Annotated in this window: 19 protein-coding genes; 1 reads left to right on the forward strand and 18 read right to left on the reverse strand. The window is 69.2% G+C overall.

The window, feature by feature from the left end; translation table 11 throughout:
* Window positions 1–5: 5 nt before the first annotated feature.
* From KVF89_RS04460 to KVF89_RS04470, 3 genes are all read right to left on the reverse strand, one after another.
* Window positions 6–308, reverse strand: a complete 303-nt coding sequence (locus KVF89_RS04460; RefSeq protein ID WP_257423721.1) for a hypothetical protein — start codon at window positions 306–308, stop codon at window positions 6–8.
* Window positions 309–425: 117 nt separating this feature from the next.
* On the reverse strand, window positions 426–1,820 hold the full coding sequence (locus tag KVF89_RS04465; protein ID WP_257423722.1) for an MFS transporter: 1,395 nt from the start codon (window positions 1,818–1,820) through the stop codon (window positions 426–428).
* Window positions 1,821–1,829: 9 nt separating this feature from the next.
* Window positions 1,830–2,510: a TetR/AcrR family transcriptional regulator gene (locus tag KVF89_RS04470; protein WP_257423724.1), complete on the reverse strand. Its 681-nt coding sequence runs from the start codon at window positions 2,508–2,510 to the stop codon at window positions 1,830–1,832.
* Window positions 2,511–2,757: 247 nt separating this feature from the next.
* Between KVF89_RS04470 and KVF89_RS04475 the strand changes: the two genes are divergently transcribed.
* The gene (locus KVF89_RS04475) at window positions 2,758–3,027 is read left to right on the forward strand and encodes a helix-turn-helix domain-containing protein (protein ID WP_257423725.1); all 270 of its coding nucleotides are present in this window, start codon (window positions 2,758–2,760) and stop codon (window positions 3,025–3,027) included.
* 89 nt (window positions 3,028–3,116) lie between these two features.
* Here the strand turns inward: KVF89_RS04475 and KVF89_RS04480 are convergent, their stop codons facing one another.
* The 15 genes from KVF89_RS04480 to KVF89_RS04550 all read right to left on the reverse strand — a co-directional run bounded on the left by KVF89_RS04480 (window position 3,117) and on the right by KVF89_RS04550 (window position 19,633).
* Window positions 3,117–3,728, reverse strand: coding sequence for an apolipoprotein A1/A4/E family protein (locus KVF89_RS04480; protein ID WP_257423727.1), 612 nt, complete (start codon window positions 3,726–3,728; stop codon window positions 3,117–3,119).
* Window positions 3,729–3,984: 256 nt separating this feature from the next.
* Window positions 3,985–4,263, reverse strand: a complete 279-nt coding sequence (locus KVF89_RS04485; protein WP_257423729.1) for a hypothetical protein — start codon at window positions 4,261–4,263, stop codon at window positions 3,985–3,987.
* A gap of 349 nt (window positions 4,264–4,612) precedes the next feature.
* On the reverse strand, window positions 4,613–6,316 hold the full coding sequence (locus KVF89_RS04490; protein ID WP_257423731.1) for a hypothetical protein: 1,704 nt from the start codon (window positions 6,314–6,316) through the stop codon (window positions 4,613–4,615).
* Between the two features lie 110 nt (window positions 6,317–6,426).
* On the reverse strand, window positions 6,427–7,227 hold the full coding sequence (locus KVF89_RS04495) for a hypothetical protein (protein WP_257423733.1): 801 nt from the start codon (window positions 7,225–7,227) through the stop codon (window positions 6,427–6,429).
* Window positions 7,228–7,302: 75 nt separating this feature from the next.
* On the reverse strand, window positions 7,303–8,628 hold the full coding sequence (locus tag KVF89_RS04500; protein ID WP_257423734.1) for a hypothetical protein: 1,326 nt from the start codon (window positions 8,626–8,628) through the stop codon (window positions 7,303–7,305).
* A 190-nt stretch (window positions 8,629–8,818) separates the two neighbouring features.
* Complete coding sequence (locus KVF89_RS04505) at window positions 8,819–9,598, reverse strand: hypothetical protein (RefSeq protein ID WP_257423736.1); 780 nt, start codon at window positions 9,596–9,598, stop codon at window positions 8,819–8,821.
* Entirely contained in the window at window positions 9,595–10,758 is a 1,164-nt protein-coding gene (locus KVF89_RS04510; RefSeq protein WP_257423737.1) for a hypothetical protein, read from the reverse strand. Before KVF89_RS04510 ends, KVF89_RS04505 begins: the two co-directional genes overlap by 4 nt.
* Window positions 10,759–11,014: 256 nt before the next feature.
* Window positions 11,015–11,806 carry a hypothetical protein gene (locus tag KVF89_RS04515; protein ID WP_257423739.1) on the reverse strand — a complete coding sequence of 264 codons (792 nt, stop codon included), beginning with the start codon at window positions 11,804–11,806 and terminating at the stop codon, window positions 11,015–11,017.
* Window positions 11,807–12,094: 288 nt separating this feature from the next.
* The gene (locus KVF89_RS04520) at window positions 12,095–13,138 is read right to left on the reverse strand and encodes an MCE family protein (protein WP_257423741.1); all 1,044 of its coding nucleotides are present in this window, start codon (window positions 13,136–13,138) and stop codon (window positions 12,095–12,097) included.
* Window positions 13,135–14,268, reverse strand: a complete 1,134-nt coding sequence (locus tag KVF89_RS04525; protein WP_257423743.1) for an MCE family protein — start codon at window positions 14,266–14,268, stop codon at window positions 13,135–13,137. Before KVF89_RS04525 ends, KVF89_RS04520 begins: the two co-directional genes overlap by 4 nt.
* 1 nt (window position 14,269) lies before the next feature.
* The gene (locus KVF89_RS04530; RefSeq protein ID WP_257423745.1) at window positions 14,270–15,463 is read right to left on the reverse strand and encodes an MCE family protein; all 1,194 of its coding nucleotides are present in this window, start codon (window positions 15,461–15,463) and stop codon (window positions 14,270–14,272) included.
* The gene (locus KVF89_RS04535; protein WP_257423747.1) at window positions 15,460–16,518 is read right to left on the reverse strand and encodes an MCE family protein; all 1,059 of its coding nucleotides are present in this window, start codon (window positions 16,516–16,518) and stop codon (window positions 15,460–15,462) included. Before KVF89_RS04535 ends, KVF89_RS04530 begins: the two co-directional genes overlap by 4 nt.
* Complete coding sequence (locus tag KVF89_RS04540) at window positions 16,515–17,603, reverse strand: MCE family protein (RefSeq protein WP_257423750.1); 1,089 nt, start codon at window positions 17,601–17,603, stop codon at window positions 16,515–16,517. Before KVF89_RS04540 ends, KVF89_RS04535 begins: the two co-directional genes overlap by 4 nt.
* A complete protein-coding gene (locus KVF89_RS04545) occupies window positions 17,600–18,781 on the reverse strand; it encodes an MCE family protein (protein ID WP_257423751.1) in 1,182 nt (393 codons plus the stop codon). The genes KVF89_RS04540 and KVF89_RS04545 overlap by 4 nt, the downstream gene beginning before the upstream one ends.
* On the reverse strand, window positions 18,782–19,633 hold the full coding sequence (locus KVF89_RS04550; RefSeq protein ID WP_257423754.1) for an ABC transporter permease: 852 nt from the start codon (window positions 19,631–19,633) through the stop codon (window positions 18,782–18,784). It abuts the gene before it with no gap.

Raw genomic sequence — 19,633 nt, forward strand, 5'->3', positions numbered from 1 at the left:
CCAGCTCAGAACGTCGGTTCCGAGTTCCGGGCGGTTCTTGAGCAGCGCGCTGTCCCGGCTTCGGGCTGGGCAGCGCGGCGCCCGATGTCCGCGACAAGATTGTCGAGGTCGGCGTCCGAGACCTCGACGTAGCGGCCCTGGGCGAGATCGTCGAAGCCCTTGTGGACCTCCGCGCGGAGCGTGGTCAGCCTGGCGGCGTGTTCGCCCGTGCCCTCGAGGCTGTCCAACAGCGCGTATGCCAGGTGCTCGCGCTCGACGATGACAGCTCCATCGCGGCGCGGATGACCTCGGCAGACGTCATGGTGCACGTCTAACGCCGCTGCCGCCGGACAGCAGGCCTCACGCACAGGGTGTGCTTGCTGCTCTCGATCTGCGCCAACCTTGCTCCAAGCTTCTCCAACCCGTGGAGCAAGCACTCCTCCCCTTCACTCCCGCTCGGGATTGCGGATGAGCAGCCACGACAGCGCACCGCCGGCGACGAGCAGCCCGGCGCACCACAGCATCGCGGCCCGGTAGCCGGCGCTGAAGACCTCCGGCCGCTGGTAATCCGCACCCGCGAGACCGACCATGAGGGGAAGAGCCGCCACGGCCAGCAGCGACCCGGCGCGCGCGACGGCGTTGTTGACGCCCGAGGCGACGCCGGCGTGGTGGTCGGGCGCGGCGGCCAGGACGGCCGCGGTCAGCGGGGCGACGAGGGCAGCCAGGCCCAGCCCGAACACGGTCAACGGCACGGCGACGTCCGTCCAGTAGTGCAGGTCGTCGTCGACCCGGCTGAGCAGCAGGGTGCCGACGGCGCAGAGAAGCGGCCCCACCGTCATCGGCAGGCGCGGCCCGATCCGCCCGGCCAGCGCGCCGCCGCGTCCGGCGAGCAGCAGCATCATGACGGTGATGGGCAGGGTGGCGAGGCCGGCCTCCAGCGGGCCGAGACCGGCGACGGTCTGCAGCTGCAGGACGAGGAGGAAGAGCACCCCGCCGAGGGCGGCGTACGTCAGCAGGGTCATCGCGTTCGCCGCGCTGAACTGGCGCGAGGCGAACAGCGCCGGCGGGAGCATCGGGTGCGGCCGGCGTCGTTCGTTGATCACGAACGCGACACCGGAGACGAGACCCACGCCGAGGGACACGGCGGCGACACCCGGCTCGGCCGTCCCCTGGATGAGGGCATAGGTGAGCCCGCCGAGCCCGAGGGTGCCGAGAACTGCCCCGGTCGAGTCGAACCCGGGCACGGCTGCCGGGTCTCGGGTCTCGGGGACCCGGCGGGCCACGACGAGGGTCACCACGGCGACCGGGAGGTTGATCAGGAACACCCAGCGCCAGCTCACCGCCTGTACCAACCAGCCGCCGAGGAAGGGGCCGACGGCGGTGGCGACACCACCGAGACCGGACCAGGTCCCGATCGCCCGGGCCCGGTCGACCGGCGCGAAGGTGCCCTGGATCATCGCGAGACTGCCCGGCACCAGCAGGGCCGCCGTGACGCCCTGGGCGATCCGGGCGAGGATCAGCACCGGCGCCGTCGGCGCGAGGCCGCACGCCACCGAGGTCAGGGCGAACCCGAGGACTCCGATCACGAAGACCCGACGGCGACCGAACCGGTCGCCGAGCGACCCGCCGAGGAGGGTCAGCGACGCGAGGCTGAGCAGATAGCCGTTCGACACCCATTGGAGCTGCTCGAGGCTGGCATCGAGGTCCTCGCCGATCCGGTGCAGGGCGACGTTGACGACGGTGCTGTCGAGCAGCGCCAGCGACGAGCCGAGGATCGCGGCGGCGAGCACCGCCCGCCCCGTCCGCGACCCGACGGTGACCTCGGCGCAGGTCGGATCCACGGTGAGAGGCTAGACGTCGTCGCGTCGGGCGGTGGCGGGACCGGTGCCCTGGGCCATGGCGACGGCCGTCTCGATGACATAGGCCTTCACCGGCTCGTACGGAATCGCCTCGGTGCCGGGTAGCCCGGGGTCCTCGTCGCGGACGGCGATGCGCATGTGGGTCAGGTTGAGCACGCCGAGCGCCTGGGCGTAGTAGAGGTTGGAGAGCATGCCGGGATCCTCGACATGGAAGTCCCCCGCGGCGACGCCGTGCTCCAGGATCGTCGTCATCCGGCCGAGGCAGCTGGCCATGCCGATGCCGAGCTTGAGCATCGTCTCCTCGCTGATCTCCTTGAGCAGCTCGTCACCGCGCCGCCGCAGCAGGACCAGGGCACAGTCGACGAAGGCCGGGTGCTGCTGGCCGAAGTCGAGGAAGGCACCGGCCAGGGCTCGCAATTGGTCGGCGGGCGACGCCGAGTCGTCGAGCCGCTCCGTCATCAGGCTGTCCAGGTCGGCGAGGTAGCCGACCAGGGTCAGCGCGAAGAGCTCCTCCTTGCTGGAGAAGTGTCGATAGACGACGGCGCGGTTGATCCCCACCACGCGGGCGATGTCTTCCACGTGCGCTTCGCGCATGCCGCGCTCGTCGAAAAGGGCGCGGGTGGCTGCCAGGATCTTCTCGGTCCGTGCAGCCCGCTGGTCCACAGCTGGCATCTCGTTGTCGGAGCCGGCGCCGACGGCGATCCGGCCCGTCCCCCTTCCCCGTGTCACTGGCTCCCAGCCCCAACGAGCATGCACCCCAGGTAGTCACTCCCCCTACCTGGTCACTCGTCAAGAAAACAGCATAGTGCGGCACGACCGCGGCCCGACCCGCTCGGAGCGCAGCCATCGCGGCTGACAATATATAGAAGGCCTCATCCTATTGGTGTTCTTTGTAAGGCCTTCTCGCGACGATCTACACATGCCTTGGAGTGCTGACGCCGGTCGCCTGCTCGGGCAGCGGGTACGCCAGCTCCGCGACGAGAAGGCCTTGACCCAGGAGGCGCTGGCCCAACTCGCGGGATGCACCAAGAACCACGTGCAGGTGATCGAGGCCGCCGGACGCGCGGCCCCCGGCCGAGTCGATATGGGTCGCCAGATCAATCTCCGTATGGACACACTGTTCGGCATCGCCGAGGCCCTGGACGTGCACCCTTGGGATCTGATCAAGGAGGCAGCGACCGGCGCTTGAGGCCGGGAGTCGTCCACCCGCAACGGGCTCTGTGCGGAACAAGCTGCTACTCCACGTCGCGACCGGTCACCGGCCCGACCCGGCCGCGGCTAACTGGCAGGGCGGGTCGGGCCACCCGACAGAGAATCAGGCGCGGCACCCGCCGCAGCAGCCGTAGGCCCTGTGGGCAGATGCAGACCCGTAGCCAACGCGTACACCCGGTCATCAAGACCCTGGATAGCGGCCCTGAGTGCGCTGCCGAGGTCCGCGAGATCCGCCTTCGACTCCTTCCGGGTCTCGTCGATCCTCGCACTCAGCTCTTTCCGGGTCTCGTCGATCCTCCCGGTCAACTCACCCCGCGTCTCATCGATCCTCGCGGACAACTCACCCCGCGTCTCATCGATCCTCGCGATCAACTCACCCCGCGTCTCATCGATCCTCGCGGACAACTCACCCCGCGTCTCATCGAGCTTCTCGCCAAGGTCGGCAATATCAGCCTTCGACTCGGCCCGCGTCGCGTCGACCTTCTTTCCGAGTTCAGCAGCGTCATCCTTCGCCGCACCCCGCACAGCATCGACCTTCGCGTCAAGGCCAGCGAAGCTGGCCTTGACGTCGGCCTTGAAGCTGTCGAGCTGTCTGACCATGAGACCGTAGAGCGCGGCTGCGGTGCCGAGCAGGGCGGCCAGGGAAACCCAGGTGTCGAGGTCCATCGTGATCTCCACTCCTCCAGTGTGCGTGACGGCAGCGGCGATCGCCAGCAGGTATGCGGAGAATAGGCAGTGGTCACGACGCCACGACGCCCACTGGACACGGCCTGTGGACGACACCGACTCCGCGGCAGGCTGTGGACAGAACGTGGTCCTTCGCGACACAGGAGTGAACCCGAGCGGCTGAAGGCAAGGCCCATGACCGGCGCCGTCAGCATGCTGGCGCACGCCGGCAGCACCGTGATCGTCGGGACGGTGCCAGCCAGGACCTTCAGGTGGGGTCATCCAGCCGGGACCGCTCGTCGAGACTGTCAGCGAGATCCCAGTTGTCGCGGCCGACATAGCGGGGCGGATCCGCGGCGCCTCGCCGGGCGGCTCGCTCGGCAACCCGGGCAGGGGCTCGGTTGACGAGCTCGTTGAGAACCCCGCCGGGGATGCGGTCGATGATCTGGTCCGCGACACGACCGGCGACTCCGTCGCCGAGAATTCCGCTGACGACGACTCGGTCGATGAGGTGGTCGATGAGGTGGTCGATCGGACGGCTCCCCATGAGGGATCTCCTGGCCTCGCGGATGCACGTGCGGGTGACCGGTGACGCATGAAGGAGCACGACCGGCGCCATGGGAGAGTTACAGCGCCGGCCGTGCGATCAGGGGACCAGAATCAGGTGGGCGCCTCGTCGGGACGCCCACAGCGGATCCGGGTTGAGCGGCTCGGTACGGGTCGACCGCGTGCTTCCAGGCGGATCCTCCGCCGTGGCAGGTCGAGGCACTACGCACGTCGGCCAAGGGGACTGCACAGGTGGACCCGGCGGGGCGAGGACCTGTGTCCCCGCCCCCGCCGAGCGATCCGCTGTGCCACCTTCCTAGCCAGGCGAGATCAAGGCCAGATCGCCCCGATCAACTGCACTTCGCCGTGACATTGGCACTAGCCGTGGCCGACGCCGACGAGGCGGCCTTCTGGGCCTTCTTCGCCTTCTTCAGCTTCTTCTTCAGCTTCTTGATCTTCTTCGCGGGCTTGTGCGCCTTCTTTGCCTTCTTCAGCTTGGTCTTCGCCTTCTTCACCTTGGCCGTGGCCTCGGTCAGGGCGACCTGCGCCGAGCCAGCGGCAGCCTGAGCTGCCTGGCAGGCGGGTGTATCGGCGGGGTTGGGGACCGGCGGGATGACAACGGCCGGCTCGGCGACGGGCCCGACCTCGGACGATGTCCCGGACACGCTCTCCTCGCCCCGCACCGCAGTGGTGCGGAACGTGATCTGCTTCCCAACCTCGGCGCTGGACAGCGCCAGCGTGAGCTCAGTAGCACCATCGATCTCGATGCCATTAGCCAGCCACTGGTTGGTCAGCACCACCCCCTCGGTCGCGTTGAACGTCGCCGGCGTGCCGGTCAGCGTGTCCCCTACCTTCGGGTTGCCAAGATCACCCGTGGACGACGCGATCGTGGCCGCGCTCACGACCTCCATGGGCGGAACCACCACGTCGGCGAGGATCACCTGGAGGTTGGCGATACCGCCGGTGACCGATGAGATCGTCTTGCCGGACAGGTCGAGACCGTCGACTTGCTCGCGATAGGCCGCGACCTTGGCGGCCACGGAGCCACTGCTGCGGCCGTAGACGTAGAGCTTGTCCGCATCGGTACGCACGACGTACAGATAGACGGTCGCCCCCGAGACAGCAATCAACGCGGCCTCGACCGGGTTGCCCTCCACCGTCGCCCCGGGCGTGGGGAGGTTGGGGGGAAGCATCGTGTCGTCGATGCGGGTCCCGTCGGATTTCATGGCGTAGACCTTGCCGGCCGCGGTGACGCCGACGGCGACCTGCTTGCTCGCCTGGACGTCGACCAGCGGATCCGCCGGTCCGCTCGGACGGCCCGCCATCTCCGGGAACGCCGGCACGGTCACGGTCCCCTGGCTGGTGCTGTCGTGGTTCCAGATCAAGACACCCCCGTTGGCCAGCCTCAGCACCAGACCGGGCTTCTCGCTGAAGATGTCGACCTGCTCGACCTGCTCCGGCAGATCGAGGACGCGGTAGATGTACGCCCCGACCTCGTCGATGATGGCGTAGGTCGCGACGCCGACCCTGCCGTCGTCCAGCAGGATCCCGATGATCTCGCCGTTGGCCGCCATCCTCGCAGCCTTGGCCGGCGCGCCAGAGCCGCCGAGCAACTCCGCACTCGTCAAACCGTTCACGACTCCCGCGAGGTCAGCCGCGGAAGCAGTTGATCCCCACACATGCGGAAGGCCGTCGTCGGTCACCACCCCCACGATCTCGCCGCCCGCGCTCCCTGACGCGCCGAGCGAGAGGATCCGCTTGCCGGCCACGCCGCCGGGGCCGGACGGAATGTCCAACGCCACATTGGCGTCGCTCTTGATCCGCTCCAAGGTGCCGTCGCTGGCACGGACCGCAAAGACGTTGTTGTCCGTGCGCTGGCTGATGGCTGTGTAGCCCTCCGCCTCGGTCCCCGCCGGCACCGTGGAGTCCACCCCGACCAGGGAGACACTGCCGCCCGACTCCATCGGTTCCATCGACACGGCCGACGGCGATGCAACGGCGACAGTTCCGGCCACCAGGCCGATCACCCCCACCAGCGCTGTTGATATCCGCACTCGCACAGTGAATCACTCCTCGAAATCATATAGAGAATGTCCCGGAATCTTTGTAACACTCTGTTACGGCAAACGACAGGTCATTTGCCGACTTCTTGACAACGTCATTCTCAGGGCTGGTAGATCGAGACCTCCACCGGCCAGTCGACCTGGTATCCGGCGTCCGGCAGGCCGGCCACTCGATTCACCCGCTCCGGCAGCCTGCCGGGGCAGAACTTGTCGTTGTTGCTCACCGCCCCGGCCTGGACCGCGCCCGTGATGACGGCCTGTGCCCGATAGGGCGGGGTGAGCAGCGGGCCGGTGACGGTGGCGCGCACCTCACCGGTGAACGGGACCCGGCACTGCAGGCCGAAGACGCCGGCGGAGCCGCTGACACGGAGCCGGAGGTCCATGGTCAGGCCGTCGTCGGAGTCGTCGCAGGAGATGTCACTGCTCATCGGCTCGGCTATCACCTCCGTGGGCACGTTCTCCATCGCAGGCAGGCCCGCGATCGAGAAATCGGCCTTGAGGCTGTTGGTGATCACCCCGTCGGCGGGAATGATCAGGCGACCCTGGACACCAGTGCAGCCGCCGGAGCTTGCCGCGACCAAGCGGACGACGCCGCAGACTGAGACATCGATCTCGGTGACGCTCAACGGGCCTTCTCCGGTGACCGTCCCGTCCGTGACCCGAGCAACGAACCCGTACTCCGTGGGTGGCGGGTTGGGATTCGGCTTACACGCCGCCGGCCGCGGCACCACCGACGTCACCGCCTCGGGCAGGGCTGCCGCCACCGTGGTCACCTCGGGTGCCGCCGAGCCGGGCAGCATGGTCAGGACCACGGCGGCTATCGCCAGTGGCGGCGCCCACCGCCGGGCGTACCGCGTCCAGGTGGCCGACCGTGCGGGCATGGTCATGCTCTGCTTCCTCATGTTTCCTTACTGTTTGTGAGCCCGGGGGCCTCGGCACTCAGCCGAGTCCCCCGGGCCTGGTGTGGGTCGCCGACCTCAGCTGTTGATCAACGAGAGGTCATCGAACTGCGCCCAGGTGTCGCCGTGCGGCCACAGGCCGCCGAAGACCTCCACGCCGGTGTGGTTGCCGCTGTTGAAGGTCACGGTCACCTTGGTGTACCCGGCGAAGTGGCCGAACTTCTGCTCGGCGATCACGGTGCCGTCGAGCGTGCGCACGCCGAAGTAGCCGTCGGCGTTGTTCGACGACGTACGAATCCACCCGCTCAGGGTGTAGTTGCTGTTGCGAGCGAGAATTGTCTTCTGGTGGAGGTCGTTCCACTTGTTGTTGTTGTTGCGCACCCAGCCGTTGTCGGGCCCCGTGCGGGCGTTGCCGAGGCCGTGGTCGACGCCGCACTGACCGGCGCATTCCCACGGGCCCATGCCGGCATCCGCGAAGTCACCGTCGGACAGTGCCTCCTGGATGCGGCCCGGACGCGGCGGCCGGGTCGTCGGCAGGCCCATCGCGGTGCGCACCGTGTTGGCACTCACCGACCAGATCGTCGTGTCCATCGTGGCCGAGTTCTTGCCCGGACCGGAGTTGGCCTGGTCGTCGGCGATGTCGATAACTCCATTGAGCGCTCCGGTGAGACCGCAGTTGCTGGCCTTGGGCAGGCCCCAGGAGTTGTCCACGACGGTCTGCCCGCTGATCCGGATCACTCCGGTGCCCTGGTAGTCATAGTCGATGGTGCCGGGGTCACCGGTGACCGGCTGGTTGGGCGGCGGCGGGTCGGTGGTGCCGGCGGTCAGGTTCAGCTTGATCGGAGAGGCGTCCGAACCGATGGTGCACTTGTCGCCCAGCATGGTCAGCACGTCGGTGAACGGGTTGGAGATCTTGGCCTTGAGGTTGAGGTTCATCACCGGATCGTTGGTCATCAGATTGTCGAGGTTGAGCTGCGGCAGCCCGACGATCTGCGGGGTGATGTATGCCTCCAGCGGCCAGAACTCGAAGCCAGGGAGACCGAGGATGCCGCCCGGCAACTCGATGGGCGGAGCCTGCAGGGCGCTGATCCCGTTGGCAGGGGGGACTGAGATCGTGGTTTGCGTGTACGTGTCGGCGATGCCACCGAACTGCAGGATCATCGGGTCGGTGGAGGTCGCCTCGTCGAACTTGCCGGCCTTGATCGAGACACTGCTGGTCTCCATGACGTAGCACACGGTGACCGCGTCGTTCAGAACCGGGCAGTTGGCGAACTTCTGGAGGTGAGCAGGCAGCGGATCGGCCTGGGCGGGAGCGGCACCGAGGCCGGCACTCAGGCCGGTGATCGCGACGGCCACCGACGCCAGGGCGACGACGGGGCGCCGAAGGCGCAGTTTTCGGAACATGTCAGAATCTCTTTCGTTGAGGTGTGGTGCGTTTGACTTCCCCGCGGACCAACTCGCGGAGCTCTCTGGGGCGCCGGCGATCGCAGTGGGGCGTCGACCGCCCTTGACCGGCCGGGTCCCGGCCGCCGTCGCATCGGCGGCCGGCACCCGGCTCCTCCCGACCCGAGGGGCGCCGGCCCGGAGGGGTGGCTCACGAGGACCAGACCATCGTCGGGACCGCGCCGCCGGGCCCGGTCAGGGTCACGTTCGCGTACTGCAGCGTGGCCTCGACGTCCAAAGTGGAGCAGTTCGCGGGGCTGATGCTGTTGTTGATGTCGATGATCGGATTCGAGTCGTCGTCCGCCGCCACCCCGGTGGCCGGGTCGTAGGTCCCCGGCACCTCGAGATCGATGCCCGCCGCCGGCAGCTGGACGACGCAGGGGTACGGAGCCATCATCGGGAGGGACGCCGTCACCGTGCCGTTGCCGCTGCTGCCGCTCGGGACGGTGAGCTTGGCGTGCAGCGTCCCCAGGTGGGGAGTGCCCACGACCGTGTGGGCGGGCGGCAGCGGGCCGATGTCCAACTGCCACTGCGAACCGGGCGCGAACGACAGGTTCACCGGGGAGCCGTCGAGCGTGAGGACGCAGCCGGTCAGCGTCGTGGCCGGCGGGTCCAGCATGACGGTGATCGTGGAACCGGGCGCGCCGCGCGGCGGCGCGCCCGGCACCGTGTAGTCCACGCCCGTGACGGCCACGTTCGCGCACGCGATCGTGATGGGGTTTCCTCCCCAGGCGATCACGAGCCTCAGGTTCAGGTTGGTGCTGGTGACGACGTCTCCGGGGGCAGCGAACCGCGGGGCGGCCGGCGTGCTGTCGGTGTAGCCCAGCACCCAGGTGACGCCCGCCGCGTGTGCCGGGGCGAGCCAGCCGCCGGCCAGCGCCAGGGCGAGGGTGGTCAGGAGGGCCGCGAGGGTCCGGCGCCGCGCGCTCATGAGGAGAACCCGTAGCCGGTCGGCAGGCCCCGGGGCATCCCGACGTCGTCGATGGTGATGTCGATGGCAGTCTGGACCGCGCCCGCCGGAATTTCGAACAGTGGGCGCGGGTCCTTGAGCATTGATGCGTAGTCAGTATCCCGTCCTGCCACCCTGACCGTTCCTGGCTGTACATACCCGTCACGGTTCAGCGGTGCGAGGGTGCCCTGAAGAAACTGTCCGAACTTGGCACTGCCAGGCGGGCAGACCAGCGCCGGCACCGCCGCGGTGGCGTTGACCATGGTGGCGCTCCGCCCCGGGAGAGCCCCGTCGAGCGCGCGCGGGGGCATCTGGTGCCTGGCCGGGGGGGCGCTCTTCATGTCGACCGGGTCCTGATAAAAGCGGTCATACTCCTGCTGGCTTGTCCATCGGCTCGGGTCGCTCGGCAGGGCACCTTCGAGCGGCGCGAACGCCGCCGGCAGCAGATCAGGCGTCGTGCCCAGTCGCATCTCCACCGTCGTGGCGCAATCGCGCACGATGGTGGCGTCGTCACCTTGAACCTGCTTGGCGTGGACCTCGACCTTCATCGAGGCCGAGAACTCGAGCTCGCCGCTCGACGTGAGCCCGGTAATCGAGGCCCGCGGGGCGCCTACCGGCGTCAGCTCGGTCCAGGCGCGGTTGCTCCCGATTCCGTCGGCTGCGGCGACCACCAATCCGAAGCTGCCTCGGGGTTCCATGGCGAAGCCCTCTGCCCAAGACACGCCCGAGCCCGGGCAGAGGGTCACCGCGTCGTCGGGGACCTCGATCCGCAGCGAAGGCAGGGCTACCCAGCCCCGCACCCACCCGGTGACGCCGTAGACGCTGGCGCCGAACGGGAGCTGACCGGCGCTCAGGGCCACCGGCGAGTAGTTGGCCAACACCCGGCCGTCGGTGAGCGCCATCAGGAACGGCACCCGGTAGCCATGGCCGCTGCCGGCCTCGCTCGCGGCGAGCGGCTCGGGGCGGGGGCAGTTCACGCCGCCAGTGCGCAGGTAGCCAGCCTCGTCGCCGGGGCCGGCGTCGAACATGCTGGGCCAGTCCTTCCAGAACAGCGCGGGCGGCACGAAGGGGGCGTCCGGGTCCGGGTCGGCGGCGACCGCGCCGGCGGGGATCGCCAGCACGCCCGCCAGCAGCGCCAACACGCCAGCCAGGCTGGCCGCGAGGAACCGCGGGCGCCGAGCCGCTCGCCGGCCCCGACGCACAGGGGGATCCATCGGATCGATAGTCATGGGATGGTGATCTCCTCGCCGAAACTGTCGGGGCGGTGTTCGCGGCACACCGTCCGCGGACGGGTGGGCTGTGCCACCATGAGTGACCGGGTGCCGGCCGCCGTCAGCATCGGCGGCCGGCACCCGCGCTCCCACAGCCCGCCGAAGCGGACTCAGGAGCCCTGGATCACTACTGCCAGACCGCGGTCGGCTTGACGCCGCCCGGGCCCGCGAGTGTCACGTTCGCGTACTGCAGCGTGGCCTCGACATCGACCTGGGAGCAGTTCGCCGGGCTGGTGCTGTTGTTGATGTCGATGATCGGCTTCGAGCCGTCGTCCGCCGCCACCCCGGTGGTCGGGTTGTAGGTCCCCGCCACCTCGAGATCGAGGCCGGCCGCCGGCGCCTGGATGACGCAGGGGAACGGCGCCAGCGTCGGGGCGGACACGGTCACCGTGCCGTTGCCACTGCTGCCGCTCGGGACGGTGATCTTGCCGTTCAGCGTTCCCATGTGGGGCGTGCCCACGACCGTGTGAGCAGCCGGCAGTGGGCCGATGTCCAGCTGCCACTGCGAACCGGCCGCGAACGTGACGTTCACCCCGGCGCCGTCGACGCTGTTGGTGCACCCGGTCATCGTCGTGGTCGGCGTGTTCAGCATGATGCTGATCGTGGAGCCGGGCGCGCCGCTCGGGGGTCCCCCGGCGGGCACGGTGTAGCTGAAGCCCGTGGTGGCCACGTTCGCGCAGTCGATCGACGCGACGTTGCCGTTGTAGCGGCCGGTGAACTTCAGGTTCAGGTTGGTGCTGTTGATCACGTCGCCGACACCCGCGTAGTGCGGGGTGCCCGACGTGCTGTCCGCGTAGCCCAGCACCCACTTGGTGCCAGCCGCCTCGGCAGGCGAGGTCAACGAACCCACCAGCACGAGGGCAGCCGCAGCTCCGCCGATGGCCGTGGCCGTCTTCATGGTCTTCAAGTTCTTCCGCATTGAAAACTCTCCTTACCAATCCTTGTGGATGGAACTGGTCGCCTGTCGACCAGCCGTCTCGTCATGAGAGGGGATCTCTTGACAGGACCATTGCAACACCGTGTTACACGCATTGAAAACCCCTTTGCGGAACCTTTTTTAGATTTTTCTTATCTGCTGAATCTGGTTTTGGCCGCGATCCACTAACTCACGATCCATACCGAGAATTTGGGCCGCAATAGCACTCGATCACCCCCATGATTCGATATCAATTTATGGATAGAACTCCCGCCATATCGCTCCTCGTTCTCAGTCCGGGCCGCGCTGGAGCAGGCGCGGACCCTTCACACAGGCCTTGGGTACGGCGGTGCCGGAGGTCGATGGCACCGCCAGGGAACGGGTGCTGCACAGCGGCTGCCCGAGGTTGAGGGTCAGGTCGCCGTGGAAGACGCCGTCGCGGGCGACCTTGCTCAGGTCGTTGCTGACGCCGGGGAGTAGGTCGAAGAGCACCTGGATCGCGTCGGTGTTGCGGCTCAGGGCCGTGCCGATGGCGCCGGTGCCCTGCAGCAGCTCCTGGAACGGGCCGGTCTGGGTGCGGACCAGGTCCTCGATGGTGTCGGCGGCCTCGCCGCCGTCGACGAGCAGCTGCTCGAAGTCGGCGTCGTTGTCGGCGAACTGCTGGGCCAAGATGTCGAAGGAGCTGACGATCTGGGCGAGCTCCGCCTGGGTGGCGTTGCCGGTGCGCAGCACCGTGAGGCCGTCCACGATCAGCTGCCGGGTGCCCGGGGCGGCCGCGGTCACGGCGTTGATCAGCCGCTGCCCACCGACGACCAGGGTGCGCAGCTCGGGCGCCAAGCCGCTGAACGCGTCGGCCATCAGCGTCTGCACCGTCTCCAGGTCGGCCGGGTCCAGGGAGCGCAGCAGCGCGGCGCTGCTGGCCAGCGACTCGCTGACCGTGGTCGGCACCGTGGCCGTGGCGATGGTGCCGCCCTCGCGCAGCCGGGGCTCGGCCCCGCCGGTCGGGACCAGGTCCACATAGCTCTCCCCCAACGCCGAGAGCATGCGGACCCGGGCCTCGACCTGCTGCGGCACCGGCTGGTCGTCGGACAGCTCCAGCCGCAGCTGCACACCGGAGGGGCTCACCGCGATCGAGGTGACCTTGCCGACGCGCACACCGCGGTAGCTCACGTCGCTCTCCTCGAAGAGCCCGGCCGCACGCGGGACCTCCACCGAGACCGCGTAGTCGTCGTCGACCGGTGACCAGCCGATGATCTGCACGCCGATGTAGTAGAGGCCGAGCAGCAGCCCGACCACGATCCCGAGCAGTCGTGGGACCAGTGATGTCCGGCTCATGGCTGCCTCCCCTCATCGAGACGGCTCGACTCGACCGGTCCGACTACCGTCATCAGTGATCGCGCGGCCGACTGTCCGGTCGACCGCCCCGTCACGGTTCCGCTCGCCGTCGACGGCGCCGAGCTGAAGTCGAGCTGGGCCGCGACCGACGTGCGTGCGTAGCCGTAGGCGGTGACGTCGGGCACCTGGTCGGCCAGCGTGCGGATGTTCTTGATCATCGGCGTGATCAGGGCGCGGGAGTCCACGATCTGCTGGACGACGGGCACCAGCCGCTTCAGCGCGCGCACGGTCTGCTTCCCGCTGCGGGCGATGATCTGGTTGCCCGCCTCGGCGAACCCGTCCAGGCCCTCGAGCAGCGTGGTGAAGTCCTCGTTGAGGTCGGCCAGTACGCCGATCGCCGGGGAGATCTCCTTGATCCCGTCGACCAGGACGTCACTGCTGTCGTCGAGCTGCTTCGAGAGCCGCGCGACCTCGTCCAGCGCCCGGTCGATCGGCCCCAGCCCGCCGGCGAGCAGCTCCGCGGACTCCGCCAGGCGGCCGAGCAGCTGCCGGATCTGCGGCTCGTTGCCGGAGAACACGGCGTTCAGCTCACGGGAGATGGAGTGCAGGTCGCCGACACCGCCGCCGGTCAGCACGGTGGCGAACGCGCCCAGCGTGTCCTCGACGGTCGGCGCCGCGGCGGTGTCCTCGGCGTCGATGGTGTCGCCGTCACGCAGGGGCGGCGCCGCTCCCCCACCGTCGGGCCCGCCGTCGGTCGGACGGTGGATCTCGACGTACTGGTCGCCCAGCGGGTTGTCGAAGCGGACCTCGACCGTGGTTCCGGTGGGGATCTCGACCCCGGAGAGGAAGCGCAGCTCGACCTCGGCCCGGTAGCCGTCGACCTCCATCGCGCCGACCTCGCCGACCACCCGCGCGCCGTCGCGGACCTCGGCGTTGGCCGGAAGGTTGAGGACGTCGTCGAAGGACGCCGTGACGCTGTACGTCTCCTCGTTGAGGCCACCGGGCTTCGGCATGTCCTGCAGGCTGAGCGAGCAGCCCGACAGTGCGGTCAGGGTGACGGCTGCGACCAGGCCCGGCACCGTAAGGGCGCGTCGTGGACGCACCGCCATCCTCATCTCCACCAGCCTCATCTCAGCTCCCCAGCCTTTCGAGTGCCTGCCGGGTCCAGGCGCCGCCGTCGGGCGCTCCCTTGGGCTTGGCCAGCTCGTCGAGCCACCGGTCGGCACCGCACGCGACGTCGAGGACGGTGCGCTCGGCCGGCGCCGCCAGCGACGCCGCCATCAGCCGCAGCAGGCCGTCCCCGCAGATCTGCGCCCGGACCGGGGAGTTCGCCACCGGGTCGAGACGCGCCCGGACCGCCTTGCCCCCGGGTATGTCGACGACGGCGTTGCCGGCATTCGACACCGCCAGTGGGAGATTCCGCATCAGGCGGGTCAGCGACTTCTGCTGCTTGCCCACCTCACCGGCCACGCCGGAGAGGCTGGTGATGGTGCCGGCGATCTGGTCCTTGTTCTCCTTCACGAACGTGTTGAGCTCGGCCAGCAGGTCCTGCAGGTTGGTCAGCACCGCCGTCACCTGCGGGGCGTCGCCCGCCAGCGTGCCGCTCACCGACGCGAGGTTCTCCGCCAGGTTGCGGTACGTCGTGCTCACTCCCGCGGCCGCCGTGCTCAGCTCGCCGAGGTCGGTCAGGCCCGAGGTCAGCGCGTCGCTGTCAGCCGCGGTCGCGTCGAGCGTCGTGCCCAGGTTGTCGACCAGCTCGTGGATCGTGGAGCCCTGCCCACCCATGCTGTCGGCCAGGGCCGCCAGGACCCGGGAGAGCGACCCGTCGGCATTGGCACCCTCCGGCCCCAAGGTGCGCGCGAACTCGTCGAGGTTGTCGATGATCTGGTCCACCGACTGCGGGACCACGGTCCGGTCGACGCCGAGCCGGTCGCCGTCGTCGAGATGTGGTCCCGAGCCGCTGTAGGCAGGCGCCAGCTCGATGAAGCGGTCGTTGACGGCATTGGGCGCCATCAGGAAGGCACTGACGTCGGCCGGGAGCCGATGCTCGCCGCTGACCTTCAGCTCCACCTCGACGCCCTTGGGCCCCGGCTCGACCCGGGTGACCCGGCCCACCGGGACGCCCAGGATCTTCACGGCATTGCCCTCGTAGACGCCCGGGGCCTCGGTGAAGGTCGCCGTCACCCGGTAGTCGTCGGGGCCCGAGGTCCGCCAGGCCAGCACCCCGGCCACGACCACGGCCAGGACCAGCACCCCGGCACCGGCCAGGAGAAGGCCGCGCCCGCGGGGCAGTCGGGGCGGTCTCGGCAGTCGTCGCCTACTCATGGACGGCACCCCACTCTCGGGTCGTTCGGCGCTGGGAAGGCGCCGGCGTCGGCGCACTGCTGGATCACGGCGTCGGGGATCAGCCCGTTCGGGACGACGATGTCGACGAACCGCCCGGTGCCGGTGACGCGCGCGATGTTCTTGCTCAGCTGCTCCATCGCGGGGATCGCCTTGCCGAGGCTCTCGTTCTCGGTCGCCAGCGCCTGGGAGATCTCCTCCAGGTTGCGCAGCATCGGGCCGAGCTTGTCGCGGTTGACGGACAGGATCTTGGCGATCTGTGCGCTGAGGTCGGCGGTGCCGCGCACCAGCCGGCCGATCGCGTCGCGGCGCTCGTTGAGCACCGCTGCCAGTGCGTCGCCCTGGGACACCAGGTTGACGATCACGTCGCTGCGGTCGTTGATGATCGCGATCAGCTCGCTGCCCGACGACACCAGCTCGGAGATCTTGTCGGCGTCCTCCGCGAGGTTGCCGGCGAAGTCGTTGAGGCCGGTGAGCGCCGTGGCCACCGCGTCGGACGAGGAGGCCGACAGGGTCTCGGTCAGCACGTCGAGGGCCTGCTGCAGCTGGGGGATGTCGGTCTGGTCGAGCTGACCCGAGACCCGGCCCAGCTCGTTGACCAGGGTGCGGCTGGCGAAGGTCCGCTCGACGGGGATGGGCTCGCTCAACCGGCCCGGCCCCGCCGGCTCGAGTGCGAGGAACTGCGCCCCGAGCGGGTTGAGCACCTTGACCCGGGCCGAGGTCTCCTCGCCCAGGTCGACATCGCCGTTCACCTTGAAGTCGACCCGGACCAGGTCGTCCTCCAAGACGATGCCGGTCACCTCGCCGACCCGGACGCCGCGGACCTGCACGGTCTCGCCGCCGGTGAGACCGGAGGCGCTGGTCAGATAGGCGGAGTAGTCGTCCTTGCTGTTGAGGAGCGGCAGCCGGGTCAGGTTCAGGCCGAGGAGGACCAGTACCAGCAGCACGGCCGCGGCGATGCCCGCCACCTTGAGCGGGTCCCGGTCCGAGACCCGCCAGTCGTCGAGGTCGAAGTCGCGCCACCTCATCGGGCTCATCGGCATACCTTTCCGGCCCGGGCAGGATCGCCGACCTGGCCCGAGGGCAGCTCGAGACCGACCGGATCCTGTGGAGCGGGCACTCCCGGGACCAGCGACAGGTTGAGTCGCCCGGTCGCGCGGAGGTCGAGGTTGCAGAGGTAGACCTTGACGAACGAGCCCGAGTCCATGATCCGGTTCAGGTTGTCGACGAGGTCCGGGATGTCCCGCATCAGGTCGATGATCGCGCCGGAGCTCTTGGTCAACACGGCCGAGGCCTCGGCGACGCCGTCGATGCCCTTGTTGATCGCGTCGGTCGAGTCCCGGGTCAGGCCGGCGGCGTCCTCGCCGAACGTGGCCAGGCCGTCGATGGTCGAGGCGAGCACCGTGCGCTGGTCGCTCAAGGTCCCCACCACGGAGCCGAAGTCGTCGATCATGCCGCCCAACGCCTCCCCCTGCTCGTTAACGCTGGTCAGCAGGTCGGCGAGGCTCGTGATCACCGTGGAGATCACCTCCTTGCGTCCCGCGAGATGGGTGGTGATCGTGCCGACCTGCTCGACCAGGTTGGCGACCGTCCCGGACTCGCCCTGGAAGATCGCGACGATCGATGCCGTCAGCTGGTTGACCTGCTCCGGGTCCAGCGCGTCGAAGAGCGGCTGGAAGCCGTCGAAGACCGCGGTCAGGTCGACCGCCGGCAGGCTCTGGGCCACCGGCAGTGTGCCGCCGGCGCGCAGCCGCCCGGCGGGCGCACCGTCGGGCGGCACCAGGGCGAGATAGCGCGTGCCGATCAGGTTCGCGTAGCGGACCGCCGCCCGGGTGTTGGTGTGCAGGGTGTGGCCGCCGCTGACCACGAAGGTGACCTCGACGTCCTTGCCACGCAGCTCGACGTCCGTCACCTTGCCGACCTCCAGTCCGGCGACGGTCACGTCGTCGCCCGAGCGCAGTCCGGCGGCGTCGGTGAGCCGGGCGTGGTACTCCTCGCCGTTGCGCTGGCCCAGGTCGAGCACGGACATGACCACGAAGACCGTGAGCAGCACCGAGACCACCACGAAGACGGCGACCGAGGCCAACAGGCGCCCGGCACGGTCGGGACGAGCGCTCGTCATGGCGTGCTCCCTTCGACGGAGCCGGCCGGGCCGTCGAGCGGGCGGCGGCTGAACGAGCAGAGCGGCTCCGGGCAGCCCTGGTAGGTCGGTGGGTTGGCGAAGCCGGCCCGGACCGCCTCGTTGAGCAGTCGGGCGAGCTGGTCGGCATCGCCGCCGGCCGTCATCGCCAGCACCAGGTCGGCCGGATTGCGGACCGAGAGCGCTGCCATCCGGATGTCGGGCATCCCGTCGGCCAGCGCCGGCGCCCAGGTCGCCGCCCAGCTGTCGATGCCCTTGAGCATCTTGGTGATGACGTCCGGCCCCTGCGAGAGCGCCGCGAGCAGCGCCACCGCGCCGTCCACGGAATCGGCGTAGGCCTCCATCGTGCTCCGCAGCAGCGCGGAAGACGTGGTCGCCAGCTTGGCGCCGTTGCTCACCAGGGAGCGGAAGGACGCGGCGTTCTCACTGACGGTCTTGGCGGTGGTCGAGGCGTTCTCGATCAGGGAGAGGAACTCGGGCGTGATCTCACCGAGGCCGCCCGCGAAGGTGGCGAGCTCGTCGAGGTTCTCGACCAGCGTCGGCCACAGCGGCAGCATGATGCCGAGGTAGTCGTTGGTGGCCACCAGGGTCTTGCCGATCTCGGCGCCCTGACCCTGCAGTGCGGTCGACAGGCCGGACAGGCCGGCGTTCAGGCGGGCCGGGCTGACCTCCTTGAGGACGTCGTTGAGCGCGACGAAGGTGCCCTGCAGCGAGGGGTTCCGCGACGCGTCGTACGCCGGGACGACGGCGTCGTCGGCCAGACCGGCGGGCCCCGCGTCCTCGGTGGCCAGCAGTTGGACGTACTGGTTGCCGAAGATCGAGATCGGCCCGACGGTCGCCACGACGTCGCGGGGCAGCTTGTCCAGCCACTTCCGGTCGATCCGGACCCGGACCTCGGGCAGCTCGCCCGCCTCGTCGCCGACGGCGCTCCGGGCGCCTTCGACGACGGTGCCGATGCGTACGTCGCGGTAGGTCACCGGACTGTCCACCGCGACGACCGAGCTGGCCGGCGGGAGCTGGACGCGCAGGACCGGCGCCCCTGAGAACGCCCCACGGAACTGGGCGAACACCAGTCCCCCGACGGTCAGCACGACGACCGTGAAGACGACACCCAGCCGGGCGAGAAGCCGGGGATTGCGGTAGAGCGCGTAGATGTCCACCTAGATCCGCACCCCCGTCGAGGTGCCCCAGAACAGCAGCGTCATCAGCATGTCGGCCACCGCGATGGTCACGATGCTGGCCCGGATCGCGCGGCCCGATGCCACGCCCACACCCTCCGGGCCGCCGGAGGTGGTGTAGCCGTAGAAGCAGTGGATGAAGGTGATCATCAAGGCGAGCACCACCACCTTGAGCACCGACAGGAACACGTCGCCTGGATCGAGGAAGAGGAAGAAGTAGTGGTCGTAGGTGCCGGTGCCCTGCCCCGCGATCAGCTGCACCGTCAGCTTCGAGGCGAAGTAGGCGCCCGAGAGGGTGACCAGGTAGAGCGGGATCACGAAGATGCTGACCGCGATCAGCCGGGTCGTCACGAGGTACTCCATGCTGGAGACCGCCATCGTGTCCATGGCGTCGATCTCGCCGCTGATCCGCATCGCACCCAGCTGAGCGGTGAAGCGGCAGCCCATCTGGGCAGCCAGCCCGAACGCCGTGATCAGCGGTGCCAGCTCACGCGTGTTGCCCACCGCGGCGACCAGGCCCGAGAGCGGTGCCAGGCCGACGATGCTGAGGCCCTCCATCCCCTCCAGACCGAGCTGGACGCCGATCACCGCGGACAGCAGCGCGGAGACGAACACGGTGCTGGCCGCGACCGTGAGCAGACCCTTGCCGAAGGCGATCTCGGCGAGCAGGCGCCACACCTCGTGGCGGTAGCGGCGCAGGGCCATCGGGATCGTGACGACGGCATGGATGCAGAAGAGCAGCATGGTGCCCTGGCGCCGCAGGTTGTCGGCCACGCCGCGCACGAGCATCCCGCTCCAGCGTTGCCCGGTGCGCGGCAGCAGTGAGGTCGCCAT

Origin of the sequence: Nocardioides carbamazepini, assembly GCF_024614185.1 — a bacterium.
In the GTDB taxonomy this organism is placed as follows: Bacteria; Actinomycetota; Actinomycetes; order Propionibacteriales; family Nocardioidaceae; genus Nocardioides; species Nocardioides carbamazepini.